The 17,349-nt window shown below is 52.9% G+C and carries 12 protein-coding genes and 1 pseudogene; 8 read left to right on the top strand and 5 right to left on the bottom strand.

From position 1 onward, the window contains the following. Positions 1-146: 146 nt before the first annotated feature. Entirely contained in the window at positions 147-1,328 is a 1,182-nt protein-coding gene (gene setB, locus F4V61_RS17655; RefSeq protein WP_058345158.1) for a sugar efflux transporter SetB, read from the bottom strand. A gap of 366 nt (positions 1,329-1,694) precedes the next feature. Here setB and fruB point away from each other — a divergent pair, with 366 nt between their 5' ends. From fruB to fruA, 3 genes are read left to right on the top strand one after another with little or no spacing between them, the layout of a single operon-like run. After that, complete coding sequence (gene fruB / locus F4V61_RS17650; RefSeq protein WP_080161316.1) at positions 1,695-2,825, top strand: fused PTS fructose transporter subunit IIA/HPr protein; 1,131 nt, start codon at positions 1,695-1,697, stop codon at positions 2,823-2,825. Further along, positions 2,825-3,763: a 1-phosphofructokinase gene (fruK, locus tag F4V61_RS17645; protein ID WP_038395261.1), complete on the top strand. Its 939-nt coding sequence runs from the start codon at positions 2,825-2,827 to the stop codon at positions 3,761-3,763. Before fruB ends, fruK begins: the two co-directional genes overlap by 1 nt. Before the next feature lie 16 nt (positions 3,764-3,779). Further along, on the top strand, positions 3,780-5,468 hold the full coding sequence (fruA, locus tag F4V61_RS17640; protein ID WP_038395263.1) for a PTS fructose transporter subunit IIBC: 1,689 nt from the start codon (positions 3,780-3,782) through the stop codon (positions 5,466-5,468). A gap of 185 nt (positions 5,469-5,653) precedes the next feature. On the opposite strand, the gene F4V61_RS17635 is transcribed toward fruA, so the two are convergent. After that, positions 5,654-6,352, bottom strand: coding sequence for a transcriptional regulator YeiL (locus tag F4V61_RS17635; RefSeq protein ID WP_038395264.1), 699 nt, complete (start codon positions 6,350-6,352; stop codon positions 5,654-5,656). Between the two features lie 251 nt (positions 6,353-6,603). On the opposite strand from F4V61_RS17635, the gene rihB reads away from it, so the two are divergent. Next, complete coding sequence (rihB, locus tag F4V61_RS17630; RefSeq protein WP_038395266.1) at positions 6,604-7,536, top strand: ribosylpyrimidine nucleosidase; 933 nt, start codon at positions 6,604-6,606, stop codon at positions 7,534-7,536. A gap of 105 nt (positions 7,537-7,641) precedes the next feature. Further along, complete coding sequence (locus F4V61_RS17625) at positions 7,642-8,892, top strand: NupC/NupG family nucleoside CNT transporter (protein WP_012209971.1); 1,251 nt, start codon at positions 7,642-7,644, stop codon at positions 8,890-8,892. A gap of 126 nt (positions 8,893-9,018) precedes the next feature. Here F4V61_RS17625 and nfo read toward each other — a convergent pair whose 3' ends face one another. Beyond that, positions 9,019-9,876, bottom strand: a complete 858-nt coding sequence (gene nfo, locus F4V61_RS17620; protein ID WP_000873902.1) for a deoxyribonuclease IV — start codon at positions 9,874-9,876, stop codon at positions 9,019-9,021. 78 nt (positions 9,877-9,954) lie between these two features. Continuing rightward, positions 9,955-11,004 carry a YeiH family protein gene (locus F4V61_RS17615; RefSeq protein ID WP_000136265.1) on the bottom strand — a complete coding sequence of 350 codons (1,050 nt, stop codon included), beginning with the start codon at positions 11,002-11,004 and terminating at the stop codon, positions 9,955-9,957. Between the two features lie 120 nt (positions 11,005-11,124). On the opposite strand from F4V61_RS17615, the gene yieE reads away from it, so the two are divergent. The 3 genes from yieE to cirA all read left to right on the top strand — a co-directional run bounded on the left by yieE (position 11,125) and on the right by cirA (position 15,984). Then, positions 11,125-11,988: a DNA-binding transcriptional regulator YeiE gene (yieE, locus tag F4V61_RS17610; RefSeq protein ID WP_038395270.1), complete on the top strand. Its 864-nt coding sequence runs from the start codon at positions 11,125-11,127 to the stop codon at positions 11,986-11,988. A gap of 189 nt (positions 11,989-12,177) precedes the next feature. After that, positions 12,178-13,647 (top strand): lysine-specific permease, encoded by a 1,470-nt coding sequence (gene lysP, locus F4V61_RS17605; protein ID WP_000534998.1) that lies wholly within the window; start codon positions 12,178-12,180, stop codon positions 13,645-13,647. A gap of 345 nt (positions 13,648-13,992) precedes the next feature. Next, positions 13,993-15,984, top strand: coding sequence for a catecholate siderophore receptor CirA (gene cirA / locus F4V61_RS17600; RefSeq protein WP_080161315.1), 1,992 nt, complete (start codon positions 13,993-13,995; stop codon positions 15,982-15,984). Between the two features lie 43 nt (positions 15,985-16,027). Here cirA and F4V61_RS17595 read toward each other — a convergent pair. Beyond that, positions 16,028-17,349, bottom strand: a pseudogene (locus tag F4V61_RS17595) (MFS transporter).

Raw genomic sequence — 17,349 nt, 5'->3', positions numbered from 1 at the left:
CCCGGACATGCTGAGCTTTTTGCGTGGTGGTGTGGTGAGTGGTCATGTTATTGCCTCAGGGGATAGACATGACCACGATGCTACAGGGCTGAAAAAATTTGAAAATGTGAGTTCACCGGAACGTTACAACGTATTAGGCTTGTGAGTTAAACATCTTTAATACGCGCCAGACAGAACACTGTGGCGACAATCATCACCAGCGCAAACCAGAAAACCGCATGGTAATTCCAGATTTCTGCGGCAATTCCCGCCAGCGAGCCGGCAATGATCCAGCCAACGCGAATGGTATTGGTATACAGCGTGGTGGCTGAACCCGCCTGACCCGGCATCAGATCCTGAAAATAGAGCATCCCAATCCCGCCGAGAATGCCGATGTAAATCGCGTTCAGCAATTGTAAACCGAGCAATGTTGCCGGAGCGTGCGCCAGCAGCATACCGCCATAAAAGCACAGCCCGGCGACAACGGCGATGCGCATTAACAGGCGTTTCCCCAGCCGTTTTGCGAAGTAGCCTGCAATCAGCATCGTAGGAATTTCCAGTCCGGCGGCGGTGCCCATCATCACGCCTGCAAGTTTTTCCGGAAGATGCAGCTCATTGATGATAAACAGCGGCATGTTAATGATATAGAGGCTGTTAGTCCCCCACATTAGCGTACAAATAACAAACAGCAACAGCGTATCGCGGCGATTACGGCGCGGCGCTTCCAGAGCGCCGGTTGCCAGCGGCGCATCTTTGCGCATTGACGGTAAAAAGAACCACACCATGAGACCGCAGACGATAAAAGCAACCGCCGCGCTCAAATACATCACCGTAAAGCTAAAACCCATCGCCAGCGCATAGGCCAGCGGCGGCCCAATGACCCAGGCCAGCGAGACCTGGGCGCGCAGGATTGAACTGAACATTACTGCTTCGCGACCTGTACGATCGGCATGTTCACGGGCAAGCGCAAACATCTGCGGGTTGGCGGTAGAGCCGAAGCTACTGAGAAAGACCCCGATAAACAGCAAAATAAAGTAGTTGCGGTTCCAGGCAAATAGCACGCAGGCCAACATACCCAGCACGCAACAAAAAACGATCAGTTTTTTGCGATCGCCTTTTTTATCTGAGCGACCCGCCAGAAACTGGCTCACGATAATGCCGATGACCGCGCTGCCAGTAAAAAAGAAACCCACCATGCCGGGGCGGGCGTGAACCTCATCCGTCAGAAAAATACTGAGCGTCGGCGTCTGTAACGCACCGGCAATACCGGTGAGAAAAGCGACGATCAAAAAGGCGGTAGACGTCAGGTCAAACGATTTAGGCGCAGCGGCGGCGGGACTGTTGTGCATGTTTCTATATCAGTGGTGTGAAGAGAGGCGGAGTTTACGCTGCCCGTCAGAAAATAAACAGGCGTCTGAATCAAAATCGACACGAAAAATCAAAATAGCATTCCACTTTGTTACCAAGGGTGCTGACGGAAGCTGAAAGAAAAAAGCTGAAGCCTTTATGCGTCAGCTATTGATGGTCTGTTGGAGAAAAAATGTGCTTCACCTCAAAAAATCGCTACAAAACCGGTAACTTTTCTTGCATGCTGAAGCATAAAGATCCAGACTTCTTGAAACGTTTCAGCGCGATCTTGTTTTTTAGACGAACCAGATTGGCGCTTTTTTTCTCATAGTGGCTGAATCGTTTCAATTCAGCGGGAGAGGAGACACATGTTCCAGTTATCGGTTCAGGACATTCATCCGGGCGAGCAGGCCGGAAATAAAGAAGAGGCCATTCGGCAAATCGCCGCCGCGTTAGCGCAGGCGGGGAATGTGGCGGGCGGCTATGTTGACGGTATGCTGGCGCGCGAACAGCAAACCTCGACCTTTCTTGGCAATGGTATTGCGATTCCCCATGGCACAACAGACACGCGCGATCAGGTGCTGAAAACCGGCGTCCAGGTCTTTCAATTCCCGCAGGGCGTTATCTGGGGAGAAGGCCAGGTCGCCTACGTGGCGATTGGTATTGCCGCCAGTTCGGACGAACACCTCGGCCTGCTGCGTCAGTTGACGCATGTGCTGAGCGATGACTCCGTGGCTGAACAGCTGAAATCCGCGACAACGGCGGAAGAGCTGCGCGCATTGCTGATGGGCGAGAAGCAAAGTGAACAATTAAAACTTGATAACGAAACGATGACGCTGGATGTCATCGCCAGCTCGCTGGTCACATTGCAGGCGCTAAATGCGGCGCGTCTGAAAGAGGCGGGAGCGGTTGATGCGGCATTCGTCGCAAAAACGATTAACGATAGTCCGATGAATCTGGGACAAGGCATCTGGCTGAACGACAGCGCGGAAGGCAATTTGCGCAGCGCTGTTGCGGTAAGCCGTGCGACCCAGGCGTTTGACGTAGAGGGTGAAAAAGCGGCCTTATTGGTCACTGTCGCGATGAACGACGAGCAGCCGATTGCCGTGTTAAAACGCCTCGGCGACCTGTTGCTGAACAATAAAGGCGATCGTCTGCTGAACGCGGATGCCGCGACTTTGCTGGCGTTGCTGACCATTGATGATGCGCTGACGGATGACGTACTGAGCGCGGAATTTGTAGTGCGTAATGAGCATGGTCTCCATGCCCGTCCGGGCACCATGCTGGTGAATACGATTAAACAATTTAACAGTGAAATTACCGTGACAAACCTTGATGGAACCGGCAAACCGGCAAACGGACGTAGTCTGATGAAAGTGGTGGCATTAGGCGTGAAGAAAGGCCATCGTCTGCGCTTTACCGCGCAGGGTGAAGATGCTGAACAGGCGCTGAAAGCGATTGGCGATGCGATCGCCGCCGGTCTCGGGGAGGGCGCATAATGAGCAGGCGTGTCGCCACCATTACCCTTAATCCGGCTTACGATCTGGTCGGGTTTTGCCCTGAAATCGAACGCGGCGAAGTGAACCTGGTGAAAACCACGGGTCTGCATGCGGCGGGCAAAGGCATTAACGTTGCCAAGGTGCTGAAAGACTTAGGCATCGACGTCACCGTCGGCGGTTTTCTCGGTAAAGATAACCAGGACGGTTTTCAGCAATTGTTCAGCGAACTGGGCATCGCTAACCGCTTTCAGGTGGTTCAGGGCCGGACCCGTATCAACGTGAAGCTGACGGAAAAAGATGGCGAAGTGACCGACTTCAACTTCTCCGGCTTTGACGTGACGCCCGCAGACTGGGAACGCTTTGTTAACGACTCCCTGAGCTGGCTGGGGCAGTTCGATATGGTCTGCGTCAGCGGTAGTTTACCGGCTGGCGTGAGTCCGGAAGCCTTTACCGACTGGATGACGCGTCTGCGCAGCCAGTGCCCCTGCATTATCTTTGATAGTAGCCGTGAAGCGTTAGTGGCCGGTCTTAAAGCCGCGCCGTGGCTGGTGAAACCGAATCGCCGCGAACTGGAAGTTTGGGCGGGGCGTAAGCTCCCGGAAATGAAAGATGTGATTGATGCGGCGCACGCGTTACGCGAACAGGGGATCGCCCATGTGGTGATTTCGCTGGGGGCGGAAGGCGCGCTGTGGGTTAACGCCTCAGGAGAATGGATCGCTAAACCACCGGCGGTTGACGTGGTAAGTACCGTCGGCGCAGGCGATTCCATGGTTGGCGGATTGATTTACGGCCTGCTGATGCGCGAGTCCAGCGAACATACGCTGCGTCTGGCGACGGCGGTTGCCGCGCTGGCGGTCAGCCAGAGCAATGTGGGTATTACCGATCGTCCTCAGTTGGCCGCAATGATGGCGCGTGTCGACTTACAACCGTTTAACTGACAGCAGGAGAGGCATAATGAAAACGCTGCTGATAATTGACGCTAATCTCGGCCAGGCTCGCGCTTACATGGCGAAAACCCTGCTTGGAGCGGCGGCGCATAAAGCAAATCTGGAAATTATCGACAATCCGAATGATGCTGAGCTGGCGATCGTGCTGGGCGAATCTCTGCCGAACGACAATGCTCTGAACGGCAAAAAGGTTTGGCTGGGGGATATTGGTCGCGCCGTCGCGCATCCGGAACTGTTTCTGAGTGAAGCCAAAAGCCATGCGACCCCTTACAGCGCTCCTGCTGCGGCTGCTCCTGCGGCGAGCGGCGGTCCGAAACGCGTGGTCGCGGTAACGGCCTGCCCGACCGGCGTAGCGCATACTTTTATGGCGGCTGAAGCCATTGAAACGGAAGCGAAAAAACGCGGCTGGTGGGTAAAAGTCGAAACACGCGGCTCCGTTGGGGCCGGCAATGCCATCACGCCTGAAGAGGTGGCGGAAGCGGATTTGGTAATTGTGGCGGCGGATATCGAAGTGGATCTGGCGAAGTTTGCCGGTCTCCCGATGTACCGTACTTCTACTGGCCTGGCGCTGAAAAAGACGGCGCAGGAGCTGGATAAAGCTGTAGCGGAAGCGACGCCGTATCAACCGGCAGGCAAAGCGTCGCAGGCAGCGGCTGAAGGGAAGAAAGAGAGCGCTGGCGCGTATCGGCATCTGTTGACGGGCGTTTCTTACATGCTGCCTATGGTGGTTGCCGGGGGACTATGTATCGCGCTTTCCTTCGCCTTTGGTATTGAAGCCTTTAAGGTGCCGGACACGCTGGCGGCGGCGCTGATGCAGATTGGCGGCGGTTCGGCCTTTGCGCTGATGGTGCCGGTACTGGCGGGTTATATCGCTTTTTCCATCGCGGATCGCCCTGGCCTTACGCCGGGTCTGATTGGCGGTATGCTGGCGGTTAGCACCGGTTCCGGTTTTATCGGCGGAATCATTGCCGGTTTCCTTGCCGGTTATATGGCGAAGCTTATCAGTACGAAACTGAAACTTCCGCAAAGTATGGAAGCGCTGAAGCCGATCCTGATCATTCCGTTAATTTCCAGCCTGGTGGTAGGCCTGGCGATGATTTACCTGATCGGTAAACCGGTTGCCGGGATTCTGGAAGGTCTGACTCACTGGTTGCAAACCATGGGGACGGCGAACGCGGTGCTGCTGGGCGCCATTCTCGGCGGGATGATGTGTACCGACATGGGGGGCCCGGTGAACAAAGCGGCGTATGCGTTCGGCGTCGGTCTGTTGAGTACCCAGACTTACGCGCCGATGGCGGCGATCATGGCCGCAGGTATGGTGCCGCCGTTAGCGCTGGGTCTGGCGACGATGGTGGCGCGTCGTAAGTTCGATAAAGCGCAGCAGGAAGGTGGTAAAGCGGCGTTGGTGCTGGGGCTGTGCTTTATCACTGAAGGCGCTATTCCGTTTGCGGCGCGCGACCCGATGCGTGTACTGCCGTGCTGTATCGTTGGCGGCGCGTTGACCGGGGCCATTTCTATGGCGGTAGGCGCAAAATTGATGGCGCCGCATGGCGGTCTGTTTGTTCTGCTTATCCCAGGCGCAATTACGCCGGTATTGGGATACCTGCTGGCAATTGTGGCCGGTACGCTGGTGGCAGGACTGGCTTACGCTTTCGTAAAACGTCCGGAAACGGAAGTCGCGGCAAAAGCGGCGTAAGTTGCTGGCCCGGTGGCGGAAGCTTACCGGGCCGGCAGATAGCATATATAGTACATAGCGTTTTCATGTGATGTTATTTTGCAGGCCGGGCAAGCGTCGCCCGGGGACAAGTGTCTGAAGCTGATTGATCACTGCTCCCGGAGGGATTTTCTCTGTCTTTTTATTCTGAAATAATGATGCGCCTGTTAATGGAATAAATCTATGACATTGTTTTCCGGCGTCATCTCAAGCGCCAGCGCAGTGAGTCTTTGTTTATCTTTGATGATATAACCATTCTTCTGTTTTAACAGTAATCCTTCTCGCGTAAATTGCGCCAACACATATAATAAATGTCGATAGGTCACTCCCATATATTCTGCTGTCTGTGTGTGTTTTTCGTGATACAGATCACCATGTTGCATTAATAAAATAAACGCTGCCAGGCGATTAGTTAGTGGGAATGATATGTTTTGGGTTAATGAAACGATATTCCGATAATTTTTACGGCTTAATGCGAGGCAAAGTTGTCGCAGGAATATGGCATCGTTTAACAAACGGGAACGATATTGTTTCATGGGCAGCGCGAGACACCAGCACGCTTCAATCGCCTGAACGGCACGTGGTCCGTGATCGACATCAATTAATTCAATTTCACCGATAAAACAAGGTGCGCCAAAAAAGTCAATCAGCGATACGCGTCCGTTGGGCAATGTCGCGTACAGTCTGGCGCGCCCGCGAACCAGATAAAACAGGTATGCTGGCTGGCTTCCTTCCCGGACAATGTAGTCACCGGCTTCAATATGAAATAACCGGGTATCCTGCGCAACATCATCAGAAAAACATTCTGTATAGCCAGAACAGCCGATCAATTGTTGCCTGAGAACATCATTTTGGATTTCTTTCACTGCGGTTTCCCTGTATGAGATTTCTCATATTCAGCATACGTTTTCTGTCGTTATGATTCTACCCGTCATACTTCAAGCTGCATGTGCGTTGGCTGCGCTCGTTCACCCCCGTTACTTACTTATGTAAGCTCCTGGGTATTCTCTTCCTTGCCGCCTTCATGCGACTCGAATTATTTAGGGGATAACCATCGACCCGCTTTAGTTTTCTTTGGTAAATCGAAAATAACGTAACAGTGAACAGAGGAAATAAAATGGAAAGAAGAAAAATTATCCTGGATTGCGATCCGGGGCATGATGATGCTATTGCTATGATGATGGCGGCCAGGCATCCAGCAATTAATCTGCTGGGGATTACTATTGTTGCCGGGAATCAGACGCTGGATAAGACATTAGTTAATGGATTAAATGTTTGTCAGAAACTTAATATTGATGTGCCGGTTTACGCTGGGATGCCGCAACCAATTATGCGTAAGCAGATTGTCGCGGACAATATTCACGGAGAATCTGGTCTGGACGGCCCGGTATTTGAACCGCTGAACCGAGAAGCGGAAAGTACCCATGCGGTGAAATATATTATCGATACACTGATGACAAGTAGCGGCGATATTACGCTGGTTCCGGTCGGACCGTTGAGCAATATTGCCGTGGCGATGCGTATGCAACCCGCCATCGTGCCGAAAATCCGTGAGATTGTCCTGATGGGCGGCGCTTACGGTACAGGCAATTTTACGCCCTCCGCCGAGTTCAATATCTTCGCTGATCCGGAGGCCGCGCGCGTGGTCTTCACCTCTGGTGCGCCGCTGGTGATGATGGGACTTGATCTTACCAACCAGACCATCTGTACCGCCGATGTGATTGCCCGGATGGAAAACGTCGGAGGTCCTGCAGGCCAGTTGTTCAGCGATATCATGAATTTTACCCTTAAAACGCAGTTTGAAAATTACGGCCTGGCCGGTGGTCCGGTGCATGACGCAACGTGTATTGGCTATCTCATCAATCCCCAGGGGATCAAAACTCAGGATATGTACGTAGAAGTCGATGTTAACAGCGGCCCGTGCTATGGCCGTACCGTTTGCGACGAGCTGGGCGTGCTGGGCAAACCGGCAAATGCCAAGGTCGGTATCTCCATTGATACCGCCTGGTTCTGGGATTTAGTGGAAGAGTGCGTGCGCAAATACCTCTGACGCCGCGACAGGCCTGCTACGTTGGGGTACAGGCCGGTTAACATCTGATGGGCAGCGAGCGGTCGCCCATAACGAGTTCAGACCTGGCATGACGGGAAGATCATTATGGATGTAATGAGAAGTGTTCTGGGGATGGCAGTATTACTGACAATTGCATTTTTGCTGTCAGTAAATAAAAAACGTATCAGCTTGCGTACCGTTGGGGCGGCGCTGTTGCTGCAGTTTACCATTGGCGGTGTGATGCTTTACTTTCCGCCGGGAAAATGGCTGGCTGAGCAGGCGGCGCTGGGAGTTCATAAGGTCATGACCTATAGCGATGCAGGCAGCACTTTTATTTTTGGTGCGCTGGCGGGGCCGAAAATGGATCAGGTTTTTGATGGCGCCGGATTTGTATTTGCCTTTCGCGTACTCCCCGCGATTATTTTTATTACCGCACTGGTGAGTCTATTGTATTACGTTGGCGTAATGGGGGGATTAATCCGCATTCTCGGCGGTATATTCCAGAAAGCGCTAACTATCAGTAAGATCGAATCATTTGTTGCGGTCACTACTATTTTTTTGGGGCAAAACGAGATCCCGGCGATTGTTAAGCCTTTTATGGATCGCTTAAATCGTAATGAGTTATTTACTGCGATTTGCAGTGGGATGGCCTCAGTCGCGGGTTCAACCATGATCGGTTACGCCAGTCTGGGCGTGCCTATTGATTATCTGCTGGCGGCGTCCTTAATGGCGATTCCTGGCGGCATTCTGTTTGCCCGTATGCTGAGTCCGGCAACCGAAGAGACGCAAGTGACGTTTGACAATTTGTCATTTACCGAAACGCCGCCAAAGAGCATTATCGAAGCGGCGGCCAGCGGCGCGATGACCGGTCTGAAAATAGCCGCAGGCGTGGCGACGGTAGTGATGGCATTCGTGGCGATTATCGCGTTGATTAACGGTATTATCGGCGGCATTGGCGGCTGGTTCGGATCTGCTCATGCCTCGCTCGAAGGGATTTTTGGCTGGCTTCTTGCTCCTCTGGCCTGGTTGATGGGCGTAGACTGGAGCGAGGCAACGCTGGCTGGCAGCCTGATTGGTCAGAAGCTGGCGATCAACGAATTTGTCGCTTATCTCAACTTCTCGCCGTATCTGCAAACTGGCGGTACGCTGGATGTGAAGACCATTGCGATTATCTCGTTTGCGCTATGCGGGTTTGCTAATTTCGGCTCGATCGGAGTGGTGGTTGGGGCGTTTTCTGCCGTTGCGCCGCATCGTGCGCCGGAAATTGCGCAACTGGGAATGCGCGCACTGGCGGCGGCAACGCTTTCTAACCTGATGAGCGCCACCATTGCGGGTTTTTTTATTGGCCTTGCGTAATGATAAGTCATGCCGGATAGGATGCTTTGGCGTTGCCATCCGGCATGTGATTGCGTTTTGCGATACGTGGTTATGACTGGCGTCCAAAAAGCGGTAACGCTTTTTCCTTTTCCTTATCGCTTATTTTCAGGCGACGGCTTTTTCAGATTGCTGTGCTTTCAGCCATGCGATCTCTTCCGCCCAGATATCGGGATTAATCGTTTCCAGTACCAGTGGAATACCGTCAAATCGCGCATCCTGCATAATCCAGCGAAACGCATCGTGGCCGATATTACCTTCACCCAGACTGTGATGGCGGTCAACGCGGCTGCCGAAGGCGCTTTTGGCGTCGTTAAGGTGCATCCCGCGCAAATACTGAAATCCGACAATTTGCCCGAATTCGGCAAACGTTTTTTCGCACGCCTCTGGCGTACGCAGATCGTATCCGGCGGCAAAGGCATGACAGGTATCGATACAGACGCCGACGCGCGACTTATCTTCTACGCCGTCGATGATGGCGGCTAGTTGTTCAAACTCAAATCCCAGATTGCTGCCCTGACCGGCTGTATTTTCGATGACCGCCGTGACGCCCTCGGTCTGCGCGAGGGCGATATTGATAGATTCAGCGATCCGCGCCAGGCAATCCTCCTGTGCAATCTGCATCAGATGGCTACCGGGATGAAAGTTAAGCAGGGTTAAGCCGAGTTGTTCACAGCGCTGCATTTCATCGAGAAAAGCATCGCGTGATTTTTCCAGCGCTTCACTGACCGGATGGCCCAGATTAATCAGGTAACTATCGTGGGGAAGAATTTGCGCCGCTGAGAAATGATACTTTTCACAGGCGATTTTAAAGTCATCAATGACTTGGGGAATAAGGGGGGCGGCACGCCACTGACGCTGGTTTTTCGTGAAAAGCGCAAAGGCCGTTGCGCCAATTTCAGCCGCGCGGGCAGGGGCGTTAGCCAGACCGCCAGCAGCGCTGACGTGCGCTCCGATGTATTTCATAAAAGACTCCTGTTAAACCCGCTGTACGGTTCATTGCGAACGTATAATAACGGGTTAACAGGCGTGAAACGTAATGGTTTATGCGATAAGGCTATGGATCAGGACGTTAATGGCTCCGCCGCCAATAATCAGCCAAGCGAATAATGCTAACGCCATCAGCAGCGGTTTCGCCCCCGCTTTTTTCAGTGCGCTAACGTGAGTGGTTAGCCCCAACGCCGCCATCGCCATCGCCAGCAGTATCGTGTCCAGCGTCACCAGCATATCCACTATGGCTTTCGGCAACAGGTGGAAAGAGTTGAAGATTGCCACCAAGATAAAGAAAATAGCAAACCACGGAATGGTAATTTTGCTTTTTTCCGCGCCGGTCGCCGGTGAAAGCTGTTTAACGCGCGCCGCCAGAATGATCAGGAACGGCGCCAGCATCATAACACGCAGCATCTTAGCGATAACCGCCGCATTTTCCGCATCCGGGCTAACAGCGTGACCCGCTGCGACCACTTGCGCGACTTCATGCATGGTTGAGCCGATATAGATGCCGTAGGTTTCCGGGCTGAACCAGTGCGCCAGCAGCGGATACATCGCCGGGTAAAGGAAAATGGCGATTGTGCCGAAGATAACGACGGTCGCCACGGCTACAGTAACCTTACTGGCTTCCGCTTTTACCACCGGTTCTGTCGCCAGTACCGCCGCCGCGCCGCAGATACTGCTGCCGGCGCCAATCAGCCAACTGGTGTGCCTGTCCAGACCAAAGACTTTCTGGCCTAAGAAGCAGGCCAGCATGAATGTACTGGAAAGCGTCAAGACGTCAATCACAATACCGCTAATGCCCACATCGGCAATTTGTGAAAAGGTAAGGCGAAAACCGTAAAGTATAATCCCTAAACGCAGCAAATGTTGTTTTGCAAACAGCACGCCGCCGTCGCATTGTTTCCATATTTGTGGATAGACGGTATTCCCGATAACCATACCCAGCAGGATTGCCAGGGTCAGGGCGCTGAACCCGGCGCCTGCGACGGCAGGGATAGCGCCGCCCCACAGGGCGGCTCCTGTAATGACGGCGCTCAGAGCGAGCCCCGGTATAAAATGCCACACTGTACGACGATGCTTCTGCAAGGTGATTTCTGTCATAACCTTCTCCTGTATATGGACAATAAGGTTACGGTGATCTGGTTTAAAAATAAAATTGATTATATATTTATTATTAATCTTTATAAGTGGTAAGTGAAACGCTATCGGTGGGATACGACTATGCATATTACGCTACGACAACTTGAAGTGTTTGCTGAAGTACTGAAAAGCGGTTCAACAACCCAGGCGTCGGTCATGCTGTCATTATCGCAGTCCGCCGTTAGCGCCGCGCTCACCGATCTGGAAGGTCAGCTCGGCGTACAGTTGTTTGACCGGGTGGGTAAACGGCTGGTGGTCAACGAACATGGGCGCTTGTTATATCCGCGCGCGCTGGCGTTGCTGGAGCAAGCGGTAGAAATTGAGCAGCTATTCCGTGAAGATAACGGCGCGATACGGGTTTATGCCAGTAGCACCATCGGCAATTACATTTTACCCGCCATGATTGCCCGCTATCGCCAGCATTATCCGGCCTTACCGCTGGAACTCAGCGTGGGAAACAGCCAGGACGTGATTAACGCGGTGCTGGATTTTCGGGTTGATATCGGCCTGATTGAAGGGCCGTGTCACAGTACAGAGATTATCTCTGAGCCGTGGCTGGAAGATGAGCTGGTGGTCTTTGCCGCGCCGTCCTCGACGCTGACGCAGGGACCGGTGACGCTGGAACAGCTTGCGGCATCCCCGTGGATTTTACGCGAGCGCGGTTCCGGTACGCGGGAAATTGTCGATTATTTGCTGTTGTCGCATTTGCCGCGTTTTCATATGGCGATGGAGTTGGGGAATTCAGAGGCGATCAAACATGCGGTGCGTCATGGACTGGGGATTAGCTGTTTGTCGCGTCGGGTGATTGCTGAACAACTCCTGGCTGGAACCTTGAGCGAAGTCGCGGTGCCGTTACCGCGCCTGGTGCGCACGTTGTGGCGTGTTCATCATCGGCAGAAACATCTTTCTAACGCGTTGCAGCGTTTTTTGAGTTACTGTGAATAAGGGGGTAGAGAAGGGCAGCCCCGGCGGTATCGCCATTTTTAGTCTCCGCTTACGTATACGTTATTCGCTGCTTTACTTATAATCCGTGGCCGGTCATGAAGGTCTCTTATAACCGCGCATTTGTGCCGGAAGGATAGCATTTCGTCTGTTACAATCGCGCCTCATTTTTTGGATGGATAGCATTTTCACATGGGTTCCAAAACTAAAACCACAGAAGCGCCCGCGCTACGTCGCGAATTAAAGGCGCGTCACCTGACGATGATTGCCATCGGCGGTTCTATCGGGACAGGTCTTTTCGTTGCATCTGGTGCGACAATTTCTCAGGCGGGGCCGGGCGGCGCGCTGTTTTCTTATATTCTGATTGGTCTGATGGTTTACTTCCTGATGACCAGTCTTGGCGAGCTGGCGGCCTATATGCCGGTATCCGGCTCGTTTGCGACATATGGTCAGAACTATGTGGAGGAAGGCTTTGGTTTCGCGCTGGGCTGGAACTACTGGTACAACTGGGCGGTGACTATCGCTGTTGACCTGGTTGCCGCACAGTTGGTAATGGGCTGGTGGTTCCCGGATACGCCGGGCTGGATCTGGAGCGCGCTATTCCTCTGCGTCATTTTCTTGCTGAACTACATTTCCGTGCGCGGTTTTGGCGAAGCGGAGTACTGGTTCTCGTTAATTAAAGTGGCGACTGTTATCATCTTCATCATCGTTGGCGTAGCGATGATTATCGGCATCTTTAAAGGCGTCGAGCCGGTGGGCTGGAGCAACTGGACGACAGGCGATGCGCCTTTCGCCGGCGGTTTTGCTGCGATGATTGGCGTCGCGATGATCGTGGGTTTTTCTTTTCAGGGAACCGAGCTGATTGGTATTGCCGCCGGGGAATCCGAAAATCCAGAGAAGAATATTCCACGCGCGGTGCGTCAGGTATTCTGGCGTATCCTGCTGTTTTATGTCTTCGCGATTTTGATTATCAGCCTGATCATTCCTTATACCGATCCGAACCTGCTGCGTAACGACGTCAAAGACATTAGCGTCAGTCCGTTTACCCTGGTGTTCCAGCATGCGGGCTTGTTGTCTGCGGCGGCGATAATGAATGCGGTTATCCTGACGGCGGTACTGTCTGCCGGCAACTCCGGGATGTATGCCTCTACCCGAATGCTCTACACCCTGGCCTGTGACGGTAAGGCCCCGCGTATTTTTGCTAAATTGTCCCGCGGCGGCGTACCGCGCAATGCGCTTTATGCTACCACCGTAATTGCCGGTCTTTGCTTTTTGACCTCAATGTTCGGCAACCAGACGGTCTATCTGTGGCTGTTGAACACCTCCGGGATGACGGGCTTCATCGCCTGGCTGGGGATTGCTATCAGCCATTATCGCTTCCGTCGCGGTTACATGCTGCAGGGGTACGATGTAAATGATTTGCCGTACCGTTCCGGGTTCTTCCCGCTGGGGCCGATCTTCGCCTTTATACTGTGCCTGATTATTACGTTAGGGCAGAACTATGAAGCGTTCCTGAAAGATACCATCGACTGGGGCGGCGTTGCGGCGACTTATATCGGCATTCCGCTGTTCCTGATTATCTGGTTCGGCTACAAGTTGATAAAAGGCACGCATTTCGTGCGCTATAGCGAAATGCACTTCCCGGAACGCGTTAAAAAGTAACGCGGTATTCTCGTCGTAGGCCGGATAAGGCTTTATGCCGCCACCCGGCACTGACTGCCTGAACCTGACCCTTCTAACCCTCTCATTCGAGAGGGTTTTTTGTTTTATCTTCATTATTGATTCAAATGACATAATTATTAACAATTAAATTGATAATTATTATCGTTTGCTTTATCGTTACGCTCGAAATCAGAAAGGATGAAGATTCGGGCGCGACCGTCACTAATTAGCCCGACTCGCCTGCATAAAAAGAGTTCGCCGTGATAACCGTTATCGCAGGCGAAACGTAATACGTTGTGAGCGATAACCGATTTTTTTGTCGTATTTACCTCATGGAGAAATGGAATGTTTAGGTTTAACCCTTTCGTTCGGGTAGGGCTTTGTATGTCCGCAGTTACGTTGGCCTGGCCGGTTGCCGCGGCAACGGATGATGGTGAAACCATGGTCGTTACCGCGTCCGCCATCGAACAAAATCTGAAAGACGCGCCGGCAAGTATCAGCGTCATTACCCAGCAAGATTTACAGCGCAGGCCCGTGCAAAACCTGAAAGATGTCCTGAAAGAGGTGCCGGGCGTACAGCTCACTAACGAAGGGGATAACCGTAAAGGCGTGAGTATTCGTGGTCTGGACAGCAGTTATACGCTGATCCTGATCGACGGTAAGCGCATTAACTCCCGTAACGCGGTCTTCCGCCATAATGATTTTGATCTGAACTGGATACCGGTTGACGCTATCGAACGCATTGAAGTGGTGCGTGGCCCCATGTCCTCGCTGTATGGCTCCGATGCGCTGGGTGGCGTGGTCAACATTATCACCAAAAAAATTGGTCAGAAATGGCACGGCAGCGTCACGGTTGACTCCACTATTCAGGAACATCGCGACCGTGGCGACACTTATAACGGTCAGTTCTTTACCAGCGGCCCGCTGATCGACGGCGTGCTGGGGATGAAAGCCTACGGTAGCCTGGCGAAACGCGGCAAAGACGAGCAGCAGCGTTCCGCCACCACCGCTACGGGTGAAACGCCGCGCATTGAAGGATTTACCAGCCGGGATGGAAACGTCGAGTTTGCCTGGACACCAAACGAAAATCATGACGTTACCGCAGGCTACGGTTTTGATCGCCAGGACCGGGACTCTGACTCGCTGGATAAAAACCGTCTGGAACGGCAAAATTACGCGTTGAGCCATAACGGACGTTGGGATCTCGGCAATAGCGAGCTCAAGTTCTACGGCGAAAAAGTGGAAAACAAAAACCCCGGCAACAGTAGCCCTATCACGTCAGAAAGCAATTCGATTGACGGGAAATACGTTCTGCCGTTAGCGCCTGTCAACCAGTTCCTTACCTTCGGCGGCGAATGGCGTCACGATAAACTGAGCGATGCGGTGAACCTGACCGGCGGTTCCAGTACTAAAACCTCCGCCAGCCAGTATGCTCTGTTCCTTGAAGATGAGTGGCGCATCTTCGAACCGCTGGCGCTGACCACCGGTATTCGTATGGATGACCATGAAACCTATGGCGATCACTGGAGCCCGCGTGCTTATCTGGTCTATAACGCGACGAATACCCTGACGGTGAAAGGCGGATGGGCCACGGCCTTTAAAGCGCCGTCGCTATTGCAATTAAGTCCGGATTGGGCGACCAACTCCTGCCGTGGCGGATGCCGCATTGTCGGTAGCCCGGATCTGAAACCTGAAACCAGTGAAAGCTGGGAGCTCGGCCTTTATTACCGTGGCGAAGAAGGCACACTGGAGGGCGTGGAAGCGAGCGTTACCACGTTCCGTAACGATGTGGACAATCGCATCAGCATTAGCCGTACCGCTGACGTTAACGCCGCGCCCGGCTATTCCAACTTTGTTGGTTTCGAAACCAACAGTCGGGGACAGCGCGTTCCGGTCTTCCGTTATTACAACGTGAATAAAGCGCGTATTCAGGGCGTGGAAACCGAGTTGAAAGTTCCGTTTAACGAGGCGTGGAAACTGTCGTTGAATTACACCTATAACGACGGACGCGACGTCAGTAATGGCGGGAACAAGCCGCTTTCCGATCTGCCGTTCCACACCGCGAACGGTACGCTGGACTGGAAACCGGCGCAGCTCGAAGACTGGTCATTCTACGTATCAGGGAATTATACCGGGCGTAAGCGAGCCGACAGCGCAACGGCGAAAACGCCGGGCGGGTATGTGGTCTGGGATACCGGCGCGGCATGGCAGGCGACGAAAAACGTTAAACTGCGTGCGGGCGTTCTGAACGTGGGCGATAAAGATCTTAAACGCGACGACTACGGTTATACCGAAGACGGACGTCGTTACTTTATGGCGGTGGATTACCGTTTCTGACAGAGACTGGCGACAGCCGCGTTTTGCCGCTGTCGCCAGAATGTTATAAACGATGCAGCTGGAGAGCAGCGCCAGCGACAGAGTCGTTAGCAGAATGGCGATTAACGCATAGATATAAACGCCCGACCACGCCCAGCTATTTTTCACCATAATTACCGGCACACCGGCCATTGCCGCGCCGACATAGCTGAACAATCCCCGAAAGCCGGTAATCGATCCCGCCGCATCCTTATGGGTCACATCCAGACAGCCGACGGCAAAAAGCATATGCGGTCCGTATAAGGCGAAGCCCATGATGGTGAACAGAATCGCGGTGAGGGTGTAAGAGGTATCCTGAACCAGCGGCACCAGCACGATGCATATGCACAGCGCTAACGCGAAGATTAATCCGGTCATCCAGCGGTTACTTTTGAACATAAAGTCAGACAAGTAGCCTGCCAGCAACCCACCCGCTAGTCCGCCCGCCTCAAACCAGGAAATAATTGAGTTCGCTTTTATCAGGCTCCAGCCGTGAACCTGCGAATAGTAAATCTGCGGCCAGTCGTTAAGGATGGTGCGCGCAATATAAACCGACATATCGCCGATAATAATGATCCATACCAGTGGATTGGTCAGGATATATTTCACAAAAATCTGCCAGAAGCTCAGGTTGACCGGGCTGGCCTTGACCTGGGCCAGCTCCGTCGGGTCGTTACGCCACTGCCCCACGTTGGGCAAACCTAACGTACCGGGACGATCTTTAATGGTAAATAGCGCCACTATCCCCATCAGCAGCGAAATGGCGCCGGGAACATAAAACCCCATTTTCCAGCTACCGCTAAAGGCGATAGCAAAACTGGTCAGCAGCGGCGCGAGGCTGCCGCCGATATTGTGCGCCGCTTCAACGATAGCCCACCAGCGTCCCCGTTCGTTTTTCGAAAACCACGAGGCCATAATTTTCGCCATCGGCGGAAAGCTGGTGCCCTGTAATATCGCGTTGAGACTGTACAGCACGTAGAATGCCGCCACGCTATCGGAAAAGCCGAACAGAATATTTACAATCCCCACGCCAATCAGCACCGGGCCGGTCATGGCTTTCGGGTTAATATTATCGACCAGCATCCCGCCGACAAACTTCATCGCGCCATAAAGAATGTAAAAAATAGAAGACATAATGGCGAAGTCCTCTGCGGTCAGCGACGTTTCCGTCAGCATGGCCGGCATCGCGGCGGAGAAGTTTTTACGGGTAAGATAAAAGACGGCATAAGAGATAAAGACCGAGGCGATAATCTCAAAACGAAATTTTTTATAGGTCTGGTCTATCTCTTTTTTCTCTTTTACAATCGGCTTATCGGGCTGGCTGAAAATAAATGTTTTTATACTCAT

Origin of the sequence: Salmonella enterica subsp. arizonae (genome assembly GCF_008692845.1) — a bacterium.
Lineage (GTDB): Bacteria > Pseudomonadota > Gammaproteobacteria > Enterobacterales > Enterobacteriaceae > Salmonella > Salmonella arizonae.
Note: the sequence above shows the minus strand (reverse complement) of the source record. Positions and strands in the feature narration are given on the sequence as shown.

Coding starts and splice junctions, on each gene's coding strand:
- setB (WP_058345158.1), bottom strand. CDS start 1,328: ATGCACAACAGTCCCGCCGCCGCTGCGCCTAAATCGTTTGACCTGACG.
- fruB (WP_080161316.1), top strand. CDS start 1,695: ATGTTCCAGTTATCGGTTCAGGACATTCATCCGGGCGAGCAGGCCGGA.
- fruK (WP_038395261.1), top strand. CDS start 2,825: ATGAGCAGGCGTGTCGCCACCATTACCCTTAATCCGGCTTACGATCTG.
- fruA (WP_038395263.1), top strand. CDS start 3,780: ATGAAAACGCTGCTGATAATTGACGCTAATCTCGGCCAGGCTCGCGCT.
- rihB (WP_038395266.1), top strand. CDS start 6,604: ATGGAAAGAAGAAAAATTATCCTGGATTGCGATCCGGGGCATGATGAT.
- F4V61_RS17625 (WP_012209971.1), top strand. CDS start 7,642: ATGGATGTAATGAGAAGTGTTCTGGGGATGGCAGTATTACTGACAATT.
- nfo (WP_000873902.1), bottom strand. CDS start 9,876: ATGAAATACATCGGAGCGCACGTCAGCGCTGCTGGCGGTCTGGCTAAC.
- F4V61_RS17615 (WP_000136265.1), bottom strand. CDS start 11,004: ATGACAGAAATCACCTTGCAGAAGCATCGTCGTACAGTGTGGCATTTT.
- yieE (WP_038395270.1), top strand. CDS start 11,125: ATGCATATTACGCTACGACAACTTGAAGTGTTTGCTGAAGTACTGAAA.
- lysP (WP_000534998.1), top strand. CDS start 12,178: ATGGGTTCCAAAACTAAAACCACAGAAGCGCCCGCGCTACGTCGCGAA.
- cirA (WP_080161315.1), top strand. CDS start 13,993: ATGTTTAGGTTTAACCCTTTCGTTCGGGTAGGGCTTTGTATGTCCGCA.